Origin of the sequence: Undibacterium sp. Rencai35W (assembly GCF_049340185.1) — a bacterium.
In the GTDB taxonomy this organism is placed as follows: Bacteria; Pseudomonadota; Gammaproteobacteria; order Burkholderiales; family Burkholderiaceae_D; genus Undibacterium.
The window spans coordinates 35066-52555 of record NZ_JBMPPC010000007.1; the positions used below are offsets into that span (position 1 = coordinate 35066).

At 52.0% G+C, this 17490-nt stretch carries 16 protein-coding genes; 9 read left to right on the forward strand and 7 right to left on the reverse strand.

The annotated features are described in order from the left end of the window. The first annotated feature begins 237 nt into the window (after positions 1-237). The 7 genes from ACO0K3_RS15285 (at position 238) to prmC (ending at position 9360) form a co-directional block, all read left to right on the forward strand. Positions 238-930, forward strand: coding sequence for a response regulator transcription factor (locus ACO0K3_RS15285; protein ID WP_262838145.1), 693 nt, complete (start codon positions 238-240; stop codon positions 928-930). Between the two features lie 67 nt (positions 931-997). After that, entirely contained in the window at positions 998-2701 is a 1704-nt protein-coding gene (locus ACO0K3_RS15290; protein ID WP_422986041.1) for a FecR domain-containing protein, read from the forward strand. Positions 2702-2723: 22 nt separating this feature from the next. Beyond that, complete coding sequence (locus tag ACO0K3_RS15295; protein ID WP_422986043.1) at positions 2724-5132, forward strand: CHASE2 domain-containing protein; 2409 nt, start codon at positions 2724-2726, stop codon at positions 5130-5132. A 91-nt stretch (positions 5133-5223) separates the two neighbouring features. Further along, a complete protein-coding gene (gene hemA, locus ACO0K3_RS15300; RefSeq protein WP_422986045.1) occupies positions 5224-6513 on the forward strand; it encodes a glutamyl-tRNA reductase in 1290 nt (429 codons plus the stop codon). A 107-nt stretch (positions 6514-6620) separates the two neighbouring features. Continuing rightward, positions 6621-7700 (forward strand): peptide chain release factor 1, encoded by a 1080-nt coding sequence (gene prfA / locus ACO0K3_RS15305; RefSeq protein WP_422957295.1) that lies wholly within the window; start codon positions 6621-6623, stop codon positions 7698-7700. 308 nt (positions 7701-8008) lie between these two features. Continuing rightward, on the forward strand, positions 8009-8515 hold the full coding sequence (locus ACO0K3_RS15310; RefSeq protein ID WP_422986047.1) for a disulfide bond formation protein B: 507 nt from the start codon (positions 8009-8011) through the stop codon (positions 8513-8515). After that, positions 8515-9360 (forward strand): peptide chain release factor N(5)-glutamine methyltransferase, encoded by an 846-nt coding sequence (prmC, locus tag ACO0K3_RS15315; protein ID WP_422986049.1) that lies wholly within the window; start codon positions 8515-8517, stop codon positions 9358-9360. Before ACO0K3_RS15310 ends, prmC begins: the two co-directional genes overlap by 1 nt. Positions 9361-9403: 43 nt before the next feature. Here prmC and ACO0K3_RS15320 read toward each other — a convergent pair whose 3' ends face one another. Together ACO0K3_RS15320 and ACO0K3_RS15325 are read right to left on the reverse strand one after the other, a co-directional pair. Further along, positions 9404-10801, reverse strand: a complete 1398-nt coding sequence (locus ACO0K3_RS15320) for an ATP-binding protein (protein ID WP_422986051.1) — start codon at positions 10799-10801, stop codon at positions 9404-9406. A 3-nt stretch (positions 10802-10804) separates the two neighbouring features. Continuing rightward, positions 10805-11494: a response regulator gene (locus tag ACO0K3_RS15325; RefSeq protein WP_422986053.1), complete on the reverse strand. Its 690-nt coding sequence runs from the start codon at positions 11492-11494 to the stop codon at positions 10805-10807. A 235-nt stretch (positions 11495-11729) separates the two neighbouring features. Here ACO0K3_RS15325 and ACO0K3_RS15330 point away from each other — a divergent pair, with 235 nt between their 5' ends. After that, on the forward strand, positions 11730-12611 hold the full coding sequence (locus ACO0K3_RS15330; protein ID WP_422986055.1) for an intradiol ring-cleavage dioxygenase: 882 nt from the start codon (positions 11730-11732) through the stop codon (positions 12609-12611). Between the two features lie 206 nt (positions 12612-12817). Continuing rightward, positions 12818-13264: a GNAT family N-acetyltransferase gene (locus ACO0K3_RS15335; RefSeq protein WP_422986057.1), complete on the forward strand. Its 447-nt coding sequence runs from the start codon at positions 12818-12820 to the stop codon at positions 13262-13264. Here ACO0K3_RS15335 and ACO0K3_RS15340 read toward each other — a convergent pair. The 5 genes from ACO0K3_RS15340 to ACO0K3_RS15360 all read right to left on the reverse strand — a co-directional run bounded on the left by ACO0K3_RS15340 (position 13235) and on the right by ACO0K3_RS15360 (position 17382). After that, positions 13235-13720, reverse strand: a complete 486-nt coding sequence (locus tag ACO0K3_RS15340; protein WP_422986059.1) for an acyl-CoA thioesterase — start codon at positions 13718-13720, stop codon at positions 13235-13237. The genes ACO0K3_RS15335 and ACO0K3_RS15340 overlap by 30 nt on opposite strands. Positions 13721-13850: 130 nt before the next feature. Next, complete coding sequence (locus ACO0K3_RS15345; protein WP_422986061.1) at positions 13851-14675, reverse strand: hypothetical protein; 825 nt, start codon at positions 14673-14675, stop codon at positions 13851-13853. Positions 14676-14752: 77 nt separating this feature from the next. Next, the gene (lpoB, locus tag ACO0K3_RS15350) at positions 14753-15379 is read right to left on the reverse strand and encodes a penicillin-binding protein activator LpoB (RefSeq protein WP_422986063.1); all 627 of its coding nucleotides are present in this window, start codon (positions 15377-15379) and stop codon (positions 14753-14755) included. Positions 15380-15442: 63 nt separating this feature from the next. Then, positions 15443-15841: a YcfL family protein gene (locus tag ACO0K3_RS15355; RefSeq protein WP_422986065.1), complete on the reverse strand. Its 399-nt coding sequence runs from the start codon at positions 15839-15841 to the stop codon at positions 15443-15445. A 47-nt stretch (positions 15842-15888) separates the two neighbouring features. Next, positions 15889-17382, reverse strand: a complete 1494-nt coding sequence (locus tag ACO0K3_RS15360; RefSeq protein ID WP_422986067.1) for a COG3014 family protein — start codon at positions 17380-17382, stop codon at positions 15889-15891. Between the last annotated feature and the right edge of the window lie 108 nt (positions 17383-17490).

A 17490-nucleotide genomic window follows, 5' to 3' on the forward strand; every position in this document is an offset into this window, starting at 1 on the left:
ATTCACACGGATATACCGATCACAGCAAACGTTTGCGATAGCTTGATAGATATTTAAGATAATAATTTCTATATAGAAATATTTAGTCGTTTTTATGTGCCAAAATAGCATCAAAATGAAGGAAATGCCTATTTTTTTTGCTCATTCTTTCTAGCTTGCCTAAAATCATTCTTGTGTTAGGTACAATGCTGTATCTTTACTACTCTACGATTGCTCAACCCCAATCTGCGTGCACTTATGAGAATTGCTGTACTGGACGATGACAATAATCTGCTTGAGCTGGTATGCACCATCTTGACTGCGGCTGGTCATACTTGCCATCCATTCCTCAGCGGCAAGGAGATGCTGCATAATTTGCGTCGTGATAGCTACGATATGCTGATTCTCGACTGGCAAGTACCGGATTTAAGCGGCACAGAAATTCTGCACTGGGTCAGAGAAAAACTGTCTCCTAACCTGCCCGTACTATTCATGACCAGTCGTTCTGGCGAAGATGATATCGTTGCAGGCCTGGCCGCTGGTGCGGATGACTACATGATCAAACCAGTACGACGCAGTGAACTGGTAGCACGCGTGCAGGCGCTCTTGCGCCGTGCCTACCCATCGCAAACGGTTTCAGAACATCTGCAATTCGGCATCTACAAGTTTGAAACGCGCGCGGGTCGTGTCAGCATCAATGATGTCCCCGTCGAAATGACACAAAAAGAATTCGATCTCGCGCTGCTGCTGTTCCGTAATCTCGGACGTCCTTTATCACGTGCCTATATCCTCGAAGCCGTCTGGTCGCGCGACATTGACATCCCTTCGCGCACAATGGATACGCATATTTCCCGCGTCCGCAGCAAGCTGGAATTACGGCCTGAAAATGGCTACCGGCTCGCGCCCGTCTATAGTTATGGCTATCGCCTCGAACAGGTAACAGCCGAGTAATATCCTGCCAGACTCACCTAGCGGCTTAGTCGTGCGAGTCTGGCAGCTGTCCCTTCCGGAGTTTTTCATGCTGACCCTTTCACGCCTGCCGCTGACGCGCACTTTGCTGTTATCCCTGATGGTCAGTTCTGTCGTCGCCCCCCTCCCCGCTAATGCAGCTAGATCTGCCACGAACAAAGGTGAACCAGGCTCCGTTCTCAGTACACCGCCCAATATGACTTATTTCGCGTCCGAGGGTGACACGCTGTCTTCCATCGCGAAACGCTTTACAGAAAAAACACAAAACTGGTCGATACTCGGCAAAGTCAATCATATCTCGAATGACCGCACTATTCCGGTAGGGTCATTGATTTTGATTCCATTTGAGTTACTGCCGGAAGACCCCAGCGAAGCCAAAGTCTTAGCGCTGGCAGGCAGCTCCATAGCAACGACATCGAACGGTACGGAAAGCCCGGTTTCACTTGGCAACGTGTACAAAGAAGGCACTCAAATCACCACTGGTAAAAATGGCTTCCTGACGCTCGTGCTACCGGACGATTCACGTATCTCCATCCCGTCGAATAGCCAAGTCACACTGAGCAAATTGCGTATGACCAAATATACGCAAAGTCCGCGTACTGAGATCGCGTTATTGCAAGGACGGGTCGAATCCACAGTCACGCCGCTGGAATCGAATAAAGGCCGCTTCGAGGTCAGATCCCCGCTCGCAGTGGCAGGTGTGCGCGGTACGCATTTCCGGGTTGGCCTCAACGACAATGGCATTGCCAACGAGGTCTTGTCAGGTGGCGTCGCCGTCGGCAATACAAAAAAACCCAATACGCTGGTACTGCCAGCGGGTAAAGGTAATGTGGTCAGTCAGGAAGGCGTAGGCAAACCCGTTGATTTATTACCACCACCAAGTCTAGTCAGCGGCTATCAGTTACAGGATCGCCCGACTATCGTCTTTACTCTGGATAAGACAAAAGAAGCGGCGAGTTATCACCTGCAAATAGCCAACGATGCACAAGCACAAAATATCGTGATGGAAGCACGTTCAGCAGAGAACCGTTTTAAATTTGATGGTCTGCCTGACGGTAATTACTTCGTACGCGCCAGTGCAATCGATACACTCGGTCTGGAAGGTTTACCGCTGACACAGGCGTTCACGTTAAAAGCACGTCCAGAACCCCCATTCAACGTGCAACCGAAAGCCAAATTACGCGCAGAAAAAGTTGATTTTGTCTGGACCGAGTCTGCCGACGCCAAGGCCTACCATTTGCAAGTCAGCAGCGACGCCTCATTTAAACAAATCGTTCTCGATCAAACCGAGATCAAAGAAGTACAGTTCAGCGCCGACAAGATCGCTAATGGCAAATATTACTGGCGTGTCGCAACGATTGCTCAAGTCAATGACAAAGCCGATCAAGGCCCTTACAGTGATGTACAAGCATTTACCCTGATGCCGCCACAGACCATGAACGCGCCGGCCGATGATGGCAGCAATCAATTGTCATTCAATTGGCCATCCGAACCAGGCCAGAAGTTCCTGATTCAGATCGCCCTTGATGCCGCATTCAACAATGTCTATCTGTCCAAAGAACTGGATCAGGCAGAGTTACGCATTCCCCGCCCTGATTCGGGGCTGTATTTCATTCGCGTGCGTGCTACCGATGCGGATGGTTATGTCGGTGCCTTCACCGCCACGCAAAAGTTGAACATTTTTACCCGCTGGACCACCAGTAGCGGAGAACCGATTCAATCCGGCAGCGGCATTGTCAAGCCAGGATTTTAAGGATTAGCACGCCAACCATCCGATGAATACTGAACACATCAAGGTAGAACGTATCGCCTTACGTGAATGGCTGATGATCAGTTGTCTGATGTTGTTACTGACGGCAGGTCTGGCGTGGATGGCGACGCTGAACCGGATTGACTTGAGCCTGTACGATCGCTTCATGCAAGCCAATTCAGTTCCGGCACGTGATGACATCATCATTGTCGGCATTGATGATTACAGCCTGACAGAACTGGGCAAGTGGCCATGGCCAAGAGCAAGACATGCTGAGCTGCTACAACAACTCTCTGCGGCCAAACCTCTGGCGATAGGACTCGACGTTTTTTTCCCAGAGGCAGAACCATCGAGTCTTGATGCCTCATCCAGCGGAGACCAGCAACTTGCTGCGGCACTCAGCGCCAACAATCTCACGGTACTACCGGTGTTTTCTGAAAACGCAGGCAAAGGTCTGAGTGTCGGCAAACCTATTCCGGCGCTCGCCAGCGCTGCACGGCAACTCTCGCATATTCACCTGGAATTGGATAAAGACGGCGTTGCCCGCAGCGTATTTCTAAGGGAAGGCATGAACGGCGAGATGTGGCCGCACATGGCTCTGGCAATGAAAGACGTCGCCCATAAGATTGCTCCCGGGACTGAAGCCAATTTGCCCGGCGCACGTCTGTCCGCAGCTCTCCGCGCCGATTCGACTAAGTCAGGCAACGGTCTCTGGCAGCGTGATTACCAGATGCATATTCCCTTTTATGGCAGCAGCGGTCACTTCAAATCGGTTCCTTATGTCGCAGTTTTACGTGGTGAGGTGCCGGCCGATTTTTTTAAAAATAAATATGTGCTGATCGGGCCGACGGCGGTCGGCATGGCGGATTCCTTCCCTACGCCCGTATCTGCCAACGAGGGCATGATCGCCGGGATCGAGATCCATGCCAATATTCTGGCAAGCTTGCTCGACGGCCGTTCTGTGCAGATGGCATCGAATCTGGAAGCCAGTTTGTATTGCTTGTGCCCGGTACTTCTTGCGATGCTGGCCTATTTGTTTTTGTCACCGCGACTCGCCTTATTGACGACCTTCTTTTTATTTATCGGCGTGCTGGCGGCTAGCTATCTGGCCATGCGAAGCGGCCTGTGGTTACCTCCGGCTGCGGCCTTAGTCTCGTTGATGATTGCTTATCCGCTTTGGAGCTGGCGCCGCCTTGAGGCAGCAATACGTTATCTCGGTGAAGAATTCATTTTGCTCGATAACGAACCCCATCTGCTACCGGAATTAAAAGCCACAGACGAGGAAGAAAAGCGTCCAGTACAAGACAGGCTGGAACAACGCATCGATGCCATGCAAGTCGCAGCACGACGGGTACGGGATCTGCGGCAGTTTGTCAGCGACAGTCTCAGCAGCCTGCCGGATGCAACCCTGGTCACGACTACCGACGGCAATGTGCTGCTATCGAACCAGATTGCCAAGACCTATTTCGCCAGCATCGGCGTGCCGCAAGTCAACGATGCTCTGGTTCCTTATCTGTTCGCCAAGATGAATCCTCCGCAGCTACAGGAGCAACTCCCTGGCGACGCATTTAGCTGGTGGAATTTACTGGATTTGCAAAAAACTACCATCATGGTCAGCGGGATCGAAGTAGTCGATCCGCGCGGACGGGATTTACTGATCAAGAGCGCCCCTTGCTACTCGGGTAAAAAAGAACTCGTTGGCTGGATTGTCAGCCTGATTAACATCACGGCGATTCGCGCTGCCGAACGCAGCCGCGATGAGACTTTGCATTTTATTTCGCATGATATGCGGGCACCGCAAGCGTCTATCCTCGCCTTATTGGAGCTGCAACAGGATCCTGCAACGGCACTGCCACAAGACGAATTTCTCAAGCGCATAGAGAAAGCCTCACGCATCACGCTCGGGCTGGCGGATAATTTTGTCCAGCTAGCACGTGCCGAATCACAGAATTATCATCTTGAAGATATGGATTTTCAGGATGTCTTACTCGATGCCAGCGAAGAGATGTGGACACTCGCCAAAAGCAAGCACATCAAGATCGTCACCCAGATCCCCGAAGGGGATTATCCGGTTCGTGTCGACCGTGCTCTGATGACACGGGCATTGACCAATCTTTTATCGAACGGGATCAAATATAGCCCCTCCGATACCACCATTACCTGTAGCCTGGAATATGAAGCGGGATTAGTCGAAGCAAGCGTCATCTGCACCATCAAAGATCAAGGTTACGGCATCGCCAGAGTAGATCAGCCAAAACTATTTCAGCGCTTTCAGCGTTTCAAACATGGTGAGCAACCCAAAAACGATGGCGTTGGCTTGGGGATGGTCTTTGTAAAAGCCGTTATCGATCACCATCATGGTCAGATCAGTTTTGTCAGTGCACCCAACGAAGGCACGACATTTCATATCAAATTGCCAGCATTTAGCGTTTGATCTCGCGCAATGCGGTCGTCTACGCCAGAAAATCTTTGCTCTGACGCGTTATAATGCAGACTTCCACCTTGATCTTACGCTGCGTTACGCCATGCAACTCCTAGCCGTCGGCCTCAACCATACGACTGCGCCGCTTTCACTCCGTGAAAAAGTCGCGTTCTCTCCTGACCAGATCGGCCAGGCAGTGGTTGCTGCGCGCTCCTGGTTTGGTCGTGAGGCAAGCCAGCATGATGCTTTTCATGCAAATGTAGAGGCCGCTATTTTATCGACCTGCAATCGCACTGAAATGTATGCGGCCAGCCACGTCGATAATCCTGTTGATGCCACCGCCCATTTTCTTGCGGACTTCCACAAACTGCCTTACTCAGAATTACGCCATCACCTGTACACACTACCGCAGGACAATGCTGTGCGTCACGCGTTTCGCGTCGCCTCCGGTTTGGACTCGATGGTTCTCGGCGAGCCACAAATTTTAGGTCAGATGAAAGATGCCGTGCGTCAGGCTGATGCCGCAGGCGGACTAGGCACTTATCTGCATCAATTATTTCAGCGTACCTTTGCCGTCGCCAAAGAAGTCCGCAGCACCACCGAAATCGGTGCGCATAGCGTCTCAATGGCCGCCGCCGCGGTACGCTTGTCACAACGTATTTTTGATACCATTTCTGAGCAGCATGTGCTGTTTATCGGCGCGGGCGAAATGATCGAACTATGTGCGACGCACTTCGCCGCACAGAATCCTAAAAGCATCACGATAGCCAACCGTACGCTCGAACGCGGCGAAGCACTTGCCCATCGCTTCAACGGCAAAGCGATTCGCCTGGCTGAATTGCCTCAGTGCTTATCGCAATTCGACATCATCATTTCCTGTACTGCGTCCACCTTACCTATTATTGGACTGGGCATGGTAGAACGCGCTGTTAAAGCGCGCCGCCACCGCCCTATCTTCATGGTCGATCTGGCAGTACCGCGCGATATCGAAACAGAGGTCGGCGCACTTGATGACGTATTTCTCTACACCGTCGATGATCTTGGCAATGTGGTACAGACTGGCATAGAAAACCGTCAGGCAGCTGTCGCTCAGGCAGAAGCTATCATCGAAACACGCGTACAGTCATTCATGCACTGGGTCGATGGGCGCATTGTGGTGCCTGTGATTCAGGATCTGCATGAAAACAGCGAGGCAATGCGCCTGCTGGAACTCGAACGTGCGCGCAAAATGCTGGCACGCGGCGATGACGTAGAAGCGGTGCTCGAAGCACTCTCCAAAGGTCTGACTGCTAAATTTTTGCATGGACCGCAACAGGCACTGCATCAGGCCAGCGGCGACGAACGCGCTCGTCTGGCAACCCTGCTGCCACAGTTGTTCCGCACTAAGCGTTAGCGACGCCTGACAGCCGCCAGGCCATCGCGCCCGGCACTCTATTCGATGCGACGATCTGCTCGTACATCCTCCGATATTCCCCCGTATTGATTAAATTAGGTAAGACAATGAAACCATCGATGCTTTCAAAACTCGATCAATTGGCAGAACGCCTGGTCGAGGTCGGCCAACTCCTGAATCAGGAAGGCGTCACCAATGACATGGACAACTATCGCAAGCTGACGCGCGAACATGCCGAACTTGAACCGTTGGTTGAGCTATATCAAAATTATCAGCAGGCGCAAGCCGATATCGACTCTGCACAGGAGATGATGGCCGATCCTGATATGAAGGATTTCGCGCAGGAAGAAATTAATGCCGCCAGACAGCGCATGGAAGAATTGCAAGTCGACCTGCAAAAAATGCTGCTGCCGAAAGATCCGAACGATGAGCGCAATATCTTGCTCGAAGTTCGCGCTGGTACCGGCGGTGACGAAGCGGCGCTGTTCGCAGGTGATCTGCTACGCATGTACACCCGCTTCGCAGAGCGTAATCGCTGGCAAATCGAAATGATGTCCGAATCGCCATCAGAGCTTGGCGGGTATAAAGAGGTCATCGTACGTATTGCCGGTTTCGGCGCTTATTCCAAATTAAAATTCGAATCCGGCGGTCACCGCGTCCAGCGTGTTCCCGCTACCGAAACGCAAGGCCGCATCCATACCTCGGCCTGCACGGTAGCCGTCATGCCAGAGGCAGATGAACTCGCAGACGTGGTCATCAACAACGCCGACCTGCGCATCGATACCTTCCGCGCATCAGGTGCCGGTGGTCAGCATATTAATAAAACGGATTCTGCCGTGCGTCTCACGCATTTACCGACCGGTATCGTGGTCGAATGTCAGGATGGCCGCAGTCAGCATCAAAATAAAGCACAGGCAATGCGCGTCTTGGCGACCCGTATCATGGATGGTCAGATGCGCGAGAAGCAAGCAAAAGAAGCGGCGACCCGCAAGAGTCTGATCGGCTCAGGCGACCGCAGCGAACGCATCCGTACCTATAATTACCCGCAAGGCCGCATGACGGATCACCGCATTAACCTGACTTTATACAAACTCGACTTCATCATGGATGGCGAGCTGACAGAATTGACAAACGCCCTGGTTGCGGAACATCAGGCCGAGTTACTAGCGGCATTAGGTGATGACTAAAATGATAAATAGGGGGAGTATATGTATTGATATCTGTATTCCGCACGTTACATAAGCGGATTAAAGGATTGATATCATATACCTCACCCAGTATATCGATAAAAAATTGGCATCTACTCTGATCGTGATCACTCGCAGCGCTCTGCCAGCTATCACTTCGCGCGGCGAGATCGACAGTATCTGCGGACGAATCTGAGAGTCAATGAAGCCGCTATTTTGCTATTCGCGAACAAATACTACGTTTAGTCACAGAACCAATTGCCGCTTAGGGTATCCTACGGCAAGTTCAATTATTTCCTCAGTTCGCCATGACCCGCACAAAAACCATTCTAATCTCTGTCGCCACGATTTGTATTGCCCTGCTCGGCTTTGCCCTGTATCTGCAACTTGTAAAAAACATGCCGCCCTGCCCGCTGTGCGTCATGCAGCGTTATGCGTTTATTTTCATTGCGATATGTTGCCTGATCGCTCTTGCTTTGCAGGGTCAAGCCCGTCGCATCAGCAGCGGCCTGGCCTTGCTATCCTCACTCAGCGGCCTGGGGATCGCAAGCAAGCATCTGTGGCTACTCGCCAATCCTGAACTGACTTGCGGCATCGATCCTTATGAAACTGTCTTAAACAAGATATTTACGGCGCAATGGCTGCCTATCATGTTTAAAGCCGACGGCTTGTGCGAGACACCTTACCCGCCGATTATCGGTCTGTCGATTCCTGGCTGGGCAGCGGTATGGTTTGGCGTCTTCACCATCGCGCTATTGTTTGCCCTGCTGCAAAAAGACAATACGCAACGCGGTTTATTTGGTCGTCACCGCTAATGACACACTGGATCCATGAAGGTATCAGTATCGGTGCCTGCCAGACAGCCAGTCCGCTCGATGTGGTTGATACGCGCATCCTGATGATGCATGCGCTGGGACTGACCCGCATCCAGCTGATCACGCAATCGGAAGAGCGCCTCGACGCAGCACAGGCCGCCAGACTCGATCAACTTCTGGCACGCCGTTACGACGGCGAACCTATCGCGTATCTGATTGGTGAACGTGAATTTTTCGGCCTGCCTTTCCATGTCACCAGCGATGTGCTGATACCACGTCATGAAACCGAATTATTGGTCGAATTGGCCGTTGAGCGCGCGCCACAACAGGGTCGCCTGCTCGATATAGGGACAGGATCTGGTGCCATTGCCATTGCGATTGCGCACCAGCGACCTGATCTGACGGTCACAGCAACCGACATCAGCACGGCAGCAGTCGCCGTGGCACAGCAGAATGCCGACCGCAATGTCCCGAACAGCAAAATGCGCCTGCTACCAAGCGACTGGTTCTCGGCATTAGGCGATGAGCAATTCGATACCATCGTCAGTAATCCGCCCTACATCGTCAAAGACGATCATCATCTGCAACAGGGGGATTTGCGCTTCGAACCCATCATCGCACTCACCGATCAGGCCGATGGTTTAACTGGCTACCGTATCATCATTCAAGGTGCGGCACAACGCCTGAGCGCGCAAGGCTGGCTGTTGATGGAACACGGCTATGATCAGGCACCGGCAGTACGCGAGTTACTGACGCAACACGGATTTATCGAGGTACAAAGCTGGATCGATCTGGGTGGTATTGAGCGCGTTACCGGCGGCAGATTGCCAGAAAATCCAGCGTAAATATACTGGTAGAAATGCGTCTTCTTACCGACGCATTTCACCATCACAGAGCCGTCGATTTTGCCAGAACCGGCAAGATAATTTCGACGCATAAACCACCTGGCGCGCCACCGGCTTGCGCCAGATTACTCGCGATGATGCTGCCGCCATGTGCAAAGATCACGCGCTGCGCAATCGCCAGCCCCAGGCCGTAACCATCCGCATTTCGCCCCGCTCCGGCAGCGCTGTTTGCACTGGCATTCGCGCCTCGGAAAAACGGCTCAAAGATGGTTTGCAGCTCAGACTCTGGCACGCCTTTACCTTCATCGAGTATCCGTACTCTGAGTTGCTTAGCGCCCGCTGCACTTGATTGCGTCACTGAGAGAGGCGCCGCTTCCAGCTGTGCTTCCAGACGGACAATGCCATTGTCCCTGGTATATTTGATGGCATTGCGCACGACATTTTCTAAAGCCCGGTACAGCAATTCATAACGGCCTCGCAGCAATACATCCTGTCCCATTACACTACCGGAAAACACCAGCTCCTTGCTCTGCGATTCCGCCTCGAAGCCTGCGTTATCGACAATCTCGGCCAGCAATTCATCCACCTGAATACTGTCCATGCTCGCCATGACACCGGCTTCAATACGCGACAAAGTCAGCAGTTCACCGACCAGCTTGTCCATGCGTACACCTTCACGCTCTATCCTGTCCATCGAGGCATCGACCCGCTCGGGCTGTTGCCGCGCCAGACCAATCGCGGCCTGTAACCTTGCCAGTGGCGAACGCAACTCGTGCGAGACATCATGCAAGAGGCGGCGCTGACTTTCCATCAGGTGAGCGAGTTGCTCTGCCATGCTGTCAAATTCGCGTCCCAGATCTGCCAGTTCATCCTGCCTTCTGCCCATACTGGCACCGACTCTGGTCTGTAAATTCCCCTCGGCCAAAGAAATAAATGCAGTACGCAAATGACGTATCGGTTTCGACATATACCAGGCCAGTAAAGCAGCAAACAAGAGGCTTGCCAGCAATACTGCCGCCATCGGAATAAATACATCAAACTCGCGCGGCCAGCGCGGTGAGGGCGGCGGCATGCCATGATCGCCCCCTAACCTGTCGTCGTGCCGGAATCCCGGATGATCGAGGTGTTCGGGCGGCTCAGGATGCGTGATTCCAAGACGATTATTCCTGTCTGGAGGGGAAATATGGCGAGGCAATAATTCCGGTCGGTCCGGCCGGGCTTGTAGCTCTCCCGCAGGCGTAGTATCTGGCGGTGTGACATCTGACAAAACATCAGGCGGCAATACCATCGCCGGATGCTCTTTTGCGTATAGCAAATCGGCCGCCGCATGCGCTTCCTGCTCACGCTGATGCTTGAGTGACAGAGTACTGCCGATACCGGCAATTGCCGTTAATTGCGCCAGCCAGATGAAGAAGAAAAATTTCCAGAACAGGCGACCCACCGCTTACTCCTTGGTCAGCATATAACCTTGCCGATACACGGTCTGAATGACGGCGCGGCCATCGGTTAATGGACCCAATTTTTGGCGAATACTACTCAGATGCACGTCGATATTGCGGTCAAAGCGCGTCAGGGGGCGCCCCAGGCCTTGTTCGGATAAATCATTTTTGCTGACGGTGCGGCCCGCATTTCGGGCGAGTATTTCCAGCAGGGTAAATTCAGTACTAGTGAGTTCCAGAGGCTGTCCGCTCCATTCGGCGCGGCGCTGACTTTGCCAGATGCTCAGGGCACCGACCACCAGTGGCAGGACTTGTACGTCGCTACCGGGCGCACTCTGAGTCCGGCGTAAAATCGCTCGGATACGAGCCAGCAACTCACGGGGCGTGCACGGCTTGGGAACATAATCATCAGCCCCCAGTTCCAGTCCAATGATACGGTCAACATCATCCCCTTTGGCAGTCAGCATCAGGACCGGCATACGACTCTGGGCGCGGATGCGGCGCAACGCCTCAATCCCGTTCATATACGGCATCATGATGTCCAGCACCACAATCGCATGATGACCGGTCAAAGCCTCACTCACCGCTTGGGCGCCATCATGGACCACAGTAACGACATAGTCTTCACGCTCAAGGTATTCCCTGAGCATATCAACCAGTTCGACATCATCATCGGCGAGCAGTACCTTGGTCATTGCATTGGCTAGAGTAGATTTGTAACAGGGTCATCATACCGAATTTCTCCCGTAACGACGTGCACAAAGACCCGGGAAAAGCCTGATTTACCCAGATTTACAGTCACACCGGACTCACCGGAACGGGCATCTGTTGCAGATTTTTACCGGCCTTTACGCCGCCTTAACCTCGTTTTACAACTCTCCGGCAGACAATGCAAGCATTCCCCACCATACATTACTCAGAGGAGATCACATGGACTCACACGACCACGGCTTGGCGCATGATCTTACGACCTTGCTCAATACGTCCCCCAATCGCCGCCAGCTATTACGCTGGCTCTCGGCAGGGGGTGCAACAGCCTTATCAGTGATGGCATGCGGTGGCGGCAGTACCAGCGCCAGCAGTACAACAACATCTACATCGACCACTAGCAGCACAACAAGCGGTACCAGCACGGGGACATCCACCGGGACAGCGACCGGCACAAGCTGTGCCGTGATTCCGGAAGAAACTGCCGGCCCCTATCCGGGTGATGGCTCCAATAGCAGTACCAATGGTATTGCAAACGCCCTACTTCTGTCTGGCATCGTGCGCAGCGATATTCGCGCCAGTATCGCAGGCGCCAGCGGTGTGGCAGCGGGTGTACCACTGACCATCAAGCTTCAGGTCGTCAACACCAAGTCAAGCTGTGCAGTACTTTCCGGATATGCCGTGTATCTGTGGCACTGTAATCGCGATGGTCTGTACTCGATGTACTCAGCCGGCGTCACTGGCGAAAACTACTTGCGCGGTGTACAAGAAACCGACAGCAGCGGCAACGTCACCTTCACTACGATTTTCCCGGGTTGCTACGATGGTCGTATTCCGCATGTGCATTTTGAAATCTATCCAAGCCTGGCTAAAGCGAACAGCGCATCGAATAAGATTAAAACCTCGCAATTCACCTTCCCGATGGCAACGCTGAACGAAGCGTACCAATCGACAGGGTACAGCGCCAGCGTAACCAATCTCGCCAAGATATCGTATGCGACCGATAACGTATTCAGCGACGGAACCAGCCTGCAAATGGTCAGTGTCACCGGTAGCGCCGCGCTCGGCTATGTCGTTACATTGACGGTCGGTGTGTCGGTATAAGTCGGTGCAATTAAGCTAGAAGTAAGCTACAAGTAAGCTGCAAGTAAAATACGGAAAAACGCTGGCAGGTACTACTCAGAGCAAAAAAATAAAACGGCATGCATAACCACCATGCCGTTTAGCTTTTCAACCAGGGATGCAGAAGAATGCGGCACGTGATCGACAGATGGCGCTGATAAGGACGAACATTCCGTTAAAATAAACGGATGCATATCTCTACCGATCAATCTCTCCTAGACATCCCGCTGATCCACGACTTTTTGTCGCAACATACGGCGTGGGCCAAAGGCATCCCTCTGGCAATCGTAGAACGTTCGTTGACTCACTCACTGTGTTTCGGCGGTTATCTCGGCAGCCAGCAAATTGCCTTCGCCCGCGTGATCAGTGACTACGCCACTTATGCCTATCTGATGGATGTGTTTGTCTTGCCAGATTACCGTGGGCAGGATCATAGCAAGCAACTCGTCAGCGCGATCATGGCGCATCCGGACCTGCAAGGCCTGCGCCGCTTTATGCTCGCCAGCAGTGATGCGCGGGGCTTATATGAAAAATTCGGATTTAAAGCCCCTGCCAAACCAGAAACACTGATGGAAATTAACCGGCCAGGTATGTATCAAAAAAAACTAGCTGACCGGCACGGTCGCTGCAGATGAGGTGGAATCGATCACCACCGACAAATACGCATCACAAAATTCTGCGGGCATCCGTCTGGCCTTACCGCTACTGACTTCAATGCAGACAAGATCCCAGCGACCACGCAAAATCACCGCCTGATCGCTGTCACGTATCAACTGAAACCGCCGCTCCATCGTCAACCTGCCATCACTTGCGGTCAGCCAGGTTGCCAGCGTTAACGACTCATCCAGCAGCGTGGGCAAAATATAATCATATTCAGCCCGCCGTATCGCCATCGCCCTGTTCAGATGCTGGTAGTCTGCGAGAGTCAATCCAAGCTGCTCAGAATGAGCCCAGCCTATCGCTTCACACCATTGCACATACACAGCGTTATTCGTATGATTGAGACCGTCGATATCGTTCACGGCTGGCGTGCGTTTCAGCGTAAAAGCTTGCGGATAATCCCACGGCATAGCGGTACTTTCTGAATGCATATTTGGGTTAATGTGAGTTGACGGGAGTGACGAAGTTTAGCTCAAATTAGTTAGCATAAAAAAAGCCAGCGCGAGCACTGGCTTTTTTTATTGGCAGATGTAACTTCAGTCAACGCGAAGTTATTTATATTTATTTATATATCGTCACTGGTTCAGGTGCTTGTGCAGGAACCGCTGGTTGTCCCATCCCATTGCTGTTCATGGGACGATTGGCACCACGCGGCATACCGAATTGCACCATCAATTCACCGTAGGCTGCGTCGGCCAGACTGCGTGAAGTCTCTTGCATGACTTTGCCGCGATTGAAGGCAACGCGGTCACCAGCGCGGCTCAGGATTTTGGTGTCGACACCGGAACCGCTGGCACTGAAAGCTGCTTTGACTTCGTAAGTTTTGGTGTTGATCAGACTAAAATCAGCAACCAGATCGAGCGACAAGCTGGCCGTGATCGAATTGCCGTATTGAAGCTGGTTACTTTCTTGACGGAACTGGATGTTGCTGACCGTGCCGAACAGGACATAGTCAGCGCCTGGGTACATACCTTGTTTAATCCGGCCGATGATGTCGAAGATTTTTTCCATTGGCTTGCCTACATACGGACGAGCCTGGATCAGATGAACCGCACCGCCTTTGATCAGTGCACCTTTAAGATCGGCAGTATAAGTTTTCAGTTCGCCGCGGTCGATGTAGGTATAAAACCCCTCGGCTTCGTAGTAATTACTTTCGCTCTTGGCGTTATAGCTGCCACGTGCCGAATAGCTGTGATCAGTTTCGCGTTCGCTGGAGCGGGCGTTGACGCTGCTTTTACTACTGGCGGAAACAACGCGAAAATATTCACTGACTTTTTCTTCATAAGTCAGATCAGTGACCGCGATTTTTGGCATGTCGGCAGCATAGGCAGACAAGCCGGAGGCAGCGCAGAACAAGGCTGCCAAGATTTTTTTTGCATTCAACATAGTGATCCTTTTTCAACTTGGCTATGTCGGTCTAACTAGATAACACGACATAGCAATGTGTGACGTAACGGTCGAGATTATTGACGCTTGGACGTTTTACGAATTTCTTTTTCATCTTGCCATTCGATGGAACCGTCTTCGATGTCATACAGTTTCAAAGTCATTTTGTAGAATACATCTTTGGTGTTGGCGTTTTGTTTAACGATGGAAACGATCTCGCCTTCCAGTGAATATTTGGCTGCTTGCATGTTGCCGACCTTCGCTTTACCCTGGGCTTTATACAGGCCGCTTTGGTTCTGGCGTTGCAACTCGTCAACGCCTTGCTGCATCTCATCGGCGCTACGGGTGAATTTCACTTTTTTACTTTTCACTAAAGCCGTCTGAATCGTGTTCATGATCGATTTAGTATCGATGTATTCGCTCGTCTTGTTACGCACACCGGCCAGCGTCATGGTTGGACGATTTGCCAGTGCAGGATCTTCGAGCAAAGAGCCGACCATTTTTTCGGCAATCATTTGCAGATCTGTAGAGCCGAATTCGTTGGTCACGGTTTCTACTGCTTTGTTATCGCCGTAGCTGACCTGACGGGAAAAACTGACTGTGGGTTGTGATAGTTTTGTCTGGCATGCAGTCATTGGCAATATAACGATTGCCATGGCGCAGCAAGCGCGTGCAAGAGAGAACATGGAGGAAATGGATGTCATGATAATTCCTGAAAAATAAAGCGATTACGATACAAATAAATGACTGGCTGATGAGGATAAAAATCAGCGTGGTTCGGAACTCATTTCAATTTTAAAATCCGTTGCCTGAGGACCGTAGGCAGTGCTTTTAATAAATTGCGTTTGCTTGCCTAAGAAGGTCATTGGCTTCCACACTTCGCCATCACCTACTTGCATGCCCGCTGCATCAGTCCAGCGGAAGCGGTAGTACAAACGCAGGTCTTTGACATCCGTGTTGGTCACTTCTGCCTGTACGACCATCACGTCGTTTTTGCGCTGTGAACGCAGATCAACAACCTGCAAGCCTTGCAGTTCGCCACGCACCATCAGCTTGGCTGCAATGCCGGGAGAAATTGCCGCTGGTACCGAGTCACCGGCAAATGCGCTTTGCACAGCCAGGGCGAGTCCCGCAATGATAAAAATTTTTTTGAATGAGGATGTCATATATATGTCCTAAGTAATTTTATGCTTACTGCTTACTTGATACTGATTTACTGCTTTGCAGGTGTCGCAGGCGTTGTCGCTGCGGCATCGGCTTTTTTCTTTGGCGGGACGACTTTCTTTGTGGCTGGCTTGGCAGCAGTTGCTGCTGGCGCTGGCTCTGTCTGTGCAACAGCGACTGTACCAAATTTTGCTGTACTACCTAAGTAGGTTTTATTGGAATACATACGGACCGGCACCACCATGTAGCGGCCATCCACTGTGATGCGTTTGATTTCACTCGAATAACTACCGAAGTTCACATCATAATCACCAGGCGGAATAAAAGCACGAGCAACGAATACGCGCTCTGGCAGGCTACGCCACATGCGGTCATCTGCCGGGCTTTCAGTCGCTGCAACGGCGACGTTGGCAGCGAGACCAGCGAGCATGCCAAAGTTTTTGTTCACCTGATCTTGTACCAGCGCCTTGGCAATCGCACGGGTTGCTGCGCGCAACTGGATACCTGGCAACTCATCTTTCAGCGCTTTACGTGCCATCACATTGAAGTCGGTTACTAGCGCTGTCTGCAATACTTGGTCGCCGACTTTGATGGTATTGATTACCGGTGCATCTTTATCCGGATAAATCGCCGGGAAAGCAAATGAGACCGTGACTAGTCCGCGCGTCGTCGGTATAGGGAATGCTACTTTTTGCGAGAGACGCGCCGGTGAGTGACCTGCCTCGATGACGAACAGCACATCGGTCACACCTTTTTTGCGGCGGAAACTGGTGCGCTGATCGAGACCTTTTAAACCATCTTCGAGCACCGGCAGATCCGGACGTAATTCATTGGCTTTACGATAGCCCGGCGCCGCCAGACCCGGCTCATTCAGTGCTTCGTAGACGAAGCCTGCGAGATAGTGGCTTAAGGCATTTTGATAGCCGTTTTTCAGCTTTAAGACTTCCGGATCATTGAGTGTTTCTACCGGGTAGCCGTTGAGCTCCTTGCTGCTGGTGGTGACGCCTTTTTCCTTGGCTTCTTTTTCAGCATCGGCAGTTTCTTTGGCACGGAATTCGGCGATCACTGCTTCGCGTTCATGGGTACGCTTGATATCGACGCGGGCAGTATCGAGGTCGCCCAGATTCAGGCGATTCATCGCCATGCGCGTAGTCAGCATGACTTTTTCGTAATCCTGACCTTCATAATCACGGCTGTTATCGCCCATGATCAGGGCACCGACCTGGCCCATCAGTTTTGCCGGATTACTCTTGGCAGTTTCTTCCCACTCCTTGACTTTGACATCGGCAACAGCGAATGCCGCCAAGCTGTCTTCATAGCGATTGCCGATGCGCATCAGCTCGCCTTTTTCCAGATTCAGCAACAGGTCGTTCTTGCTGCTGCCGGTGGTCTGGGCTTCGACCTGTTTAATCGCATCCTCGATGCGCCCTTCTTTGGCGGTCGCTAATGAGGAAGCAACTTTGCTGTCATGCGTCGGGGAGGTAACGCAACCTGCCAGAACAAGCGCGGCAATGATAGGGGTAAATGCAATAGATAGGCGCATAGTCATCAGTAAGTGGGCTGCCGCCGATATATCCGGATCCCATCGCGGGGTCCCATCGGAGGTCGCAAAATCGTTATTGTTATCGGAAATGAAACGAGTAAGAGTATA

Coding starts and splice junctions, on each gene's coding strand:
- ACO0K3_RS15285 (WP_262838145.1), top strand. CDS start 238: ATGAGAATTGCTGTACTGGACGATGACAATAATCTGCTTGAGCTGGTA.
- ACO0K3_RS15290 (WP_422986041.1), top strand. CDS start 998: ATGCTGACCCTTTCACGCCTGCCGCTGACGCGCACTTTGCTGTTATCC.
- ACO0K3_RS15295 (WP_422986043.1), top strand. CDS start 2,724: ATGAATACTGAACACATCAAGGTAGAACGTATCGCCTTACGTGAATGG.
- hemA (WP_422986045.1), top strand. CDS start 5,224: ATGCAACTCCTAGCCGTCGGCCTCAACCATACGACTGCGCCGCTTTCA.
- prfA (WP_422957295.1), top strand. CDS start 6,621: ATGAAACCATCGATGCTTTCAAAACTCGATCAATTGGCAGAACGCCTG.
- ACO0K3_RS15310 (WP_422986047.1), top strand. CDS start 8,009: ATGACCCGCACAAAAACCATTCTAATCTCTGTCGCCACGATTTGTATT.
- prmC (WP_422986049.1), top strand. CDS start 8,515: ATGACACACTGGATCCATGAAGGTATCAGTATCGGTGCCTGCCAGACA.
- ACO0K3_RS15325 (WP_422986053.1), bottom strand. CDS start 11,494: ATGACCAAGGTACTGCTCGCCGATGATGATGTCGAACTGGTTGATATG.
- ACO0K3_RS15330 (WP_422986055.1), top strand. CDS start 11,730: ATGGACTCACACGACCACGGCTTGGCGCATGATCTTACGACCTTGCTC.
- ACO0K3_RS15335 (WP_422986057.1), top strand. CDS start 12,818: ATGCATATCTCTACCGATCAATCTCTCCTAGACATCCCGCTGATCCAC.
- ACO0K3_RS15340 (WP_422986059.1), bottom strand. CDS start 13,720: ATGCATTCAGAAAGTACCGCTATGCCGTGGGATTATCCGCAAGCTTTT.
- ACO0K3_RS15345 (WP_422986061.1), bottom strand. CDS start 14,675: ATGTTGAATGCAAAAAAAATCTTGGCAGCCTTGTTCTGCGCTGCCTCC.
- lpoB (WP_422986063.1), bottom strand. CDS start 15,379: ATGACATCCATTTCCTCCATGTTCTCTCTTGCACGCGCTTGCTGCGCC.
- ACO0K3_RS15355 (WP_422986065.1), bottom strand. CDS start 15,841: ATGACATCCTCATTCAAAAAAATTTTTATCATTGCGGGACTCGCCCTG.
- ACO0K3_RS15360 (WP_422986067.1), bottom strand. CDS start 17,382: ATGCGCCTATCTATTGCATTTACCCCTATCATTGCCGCGCTTGTTCTG.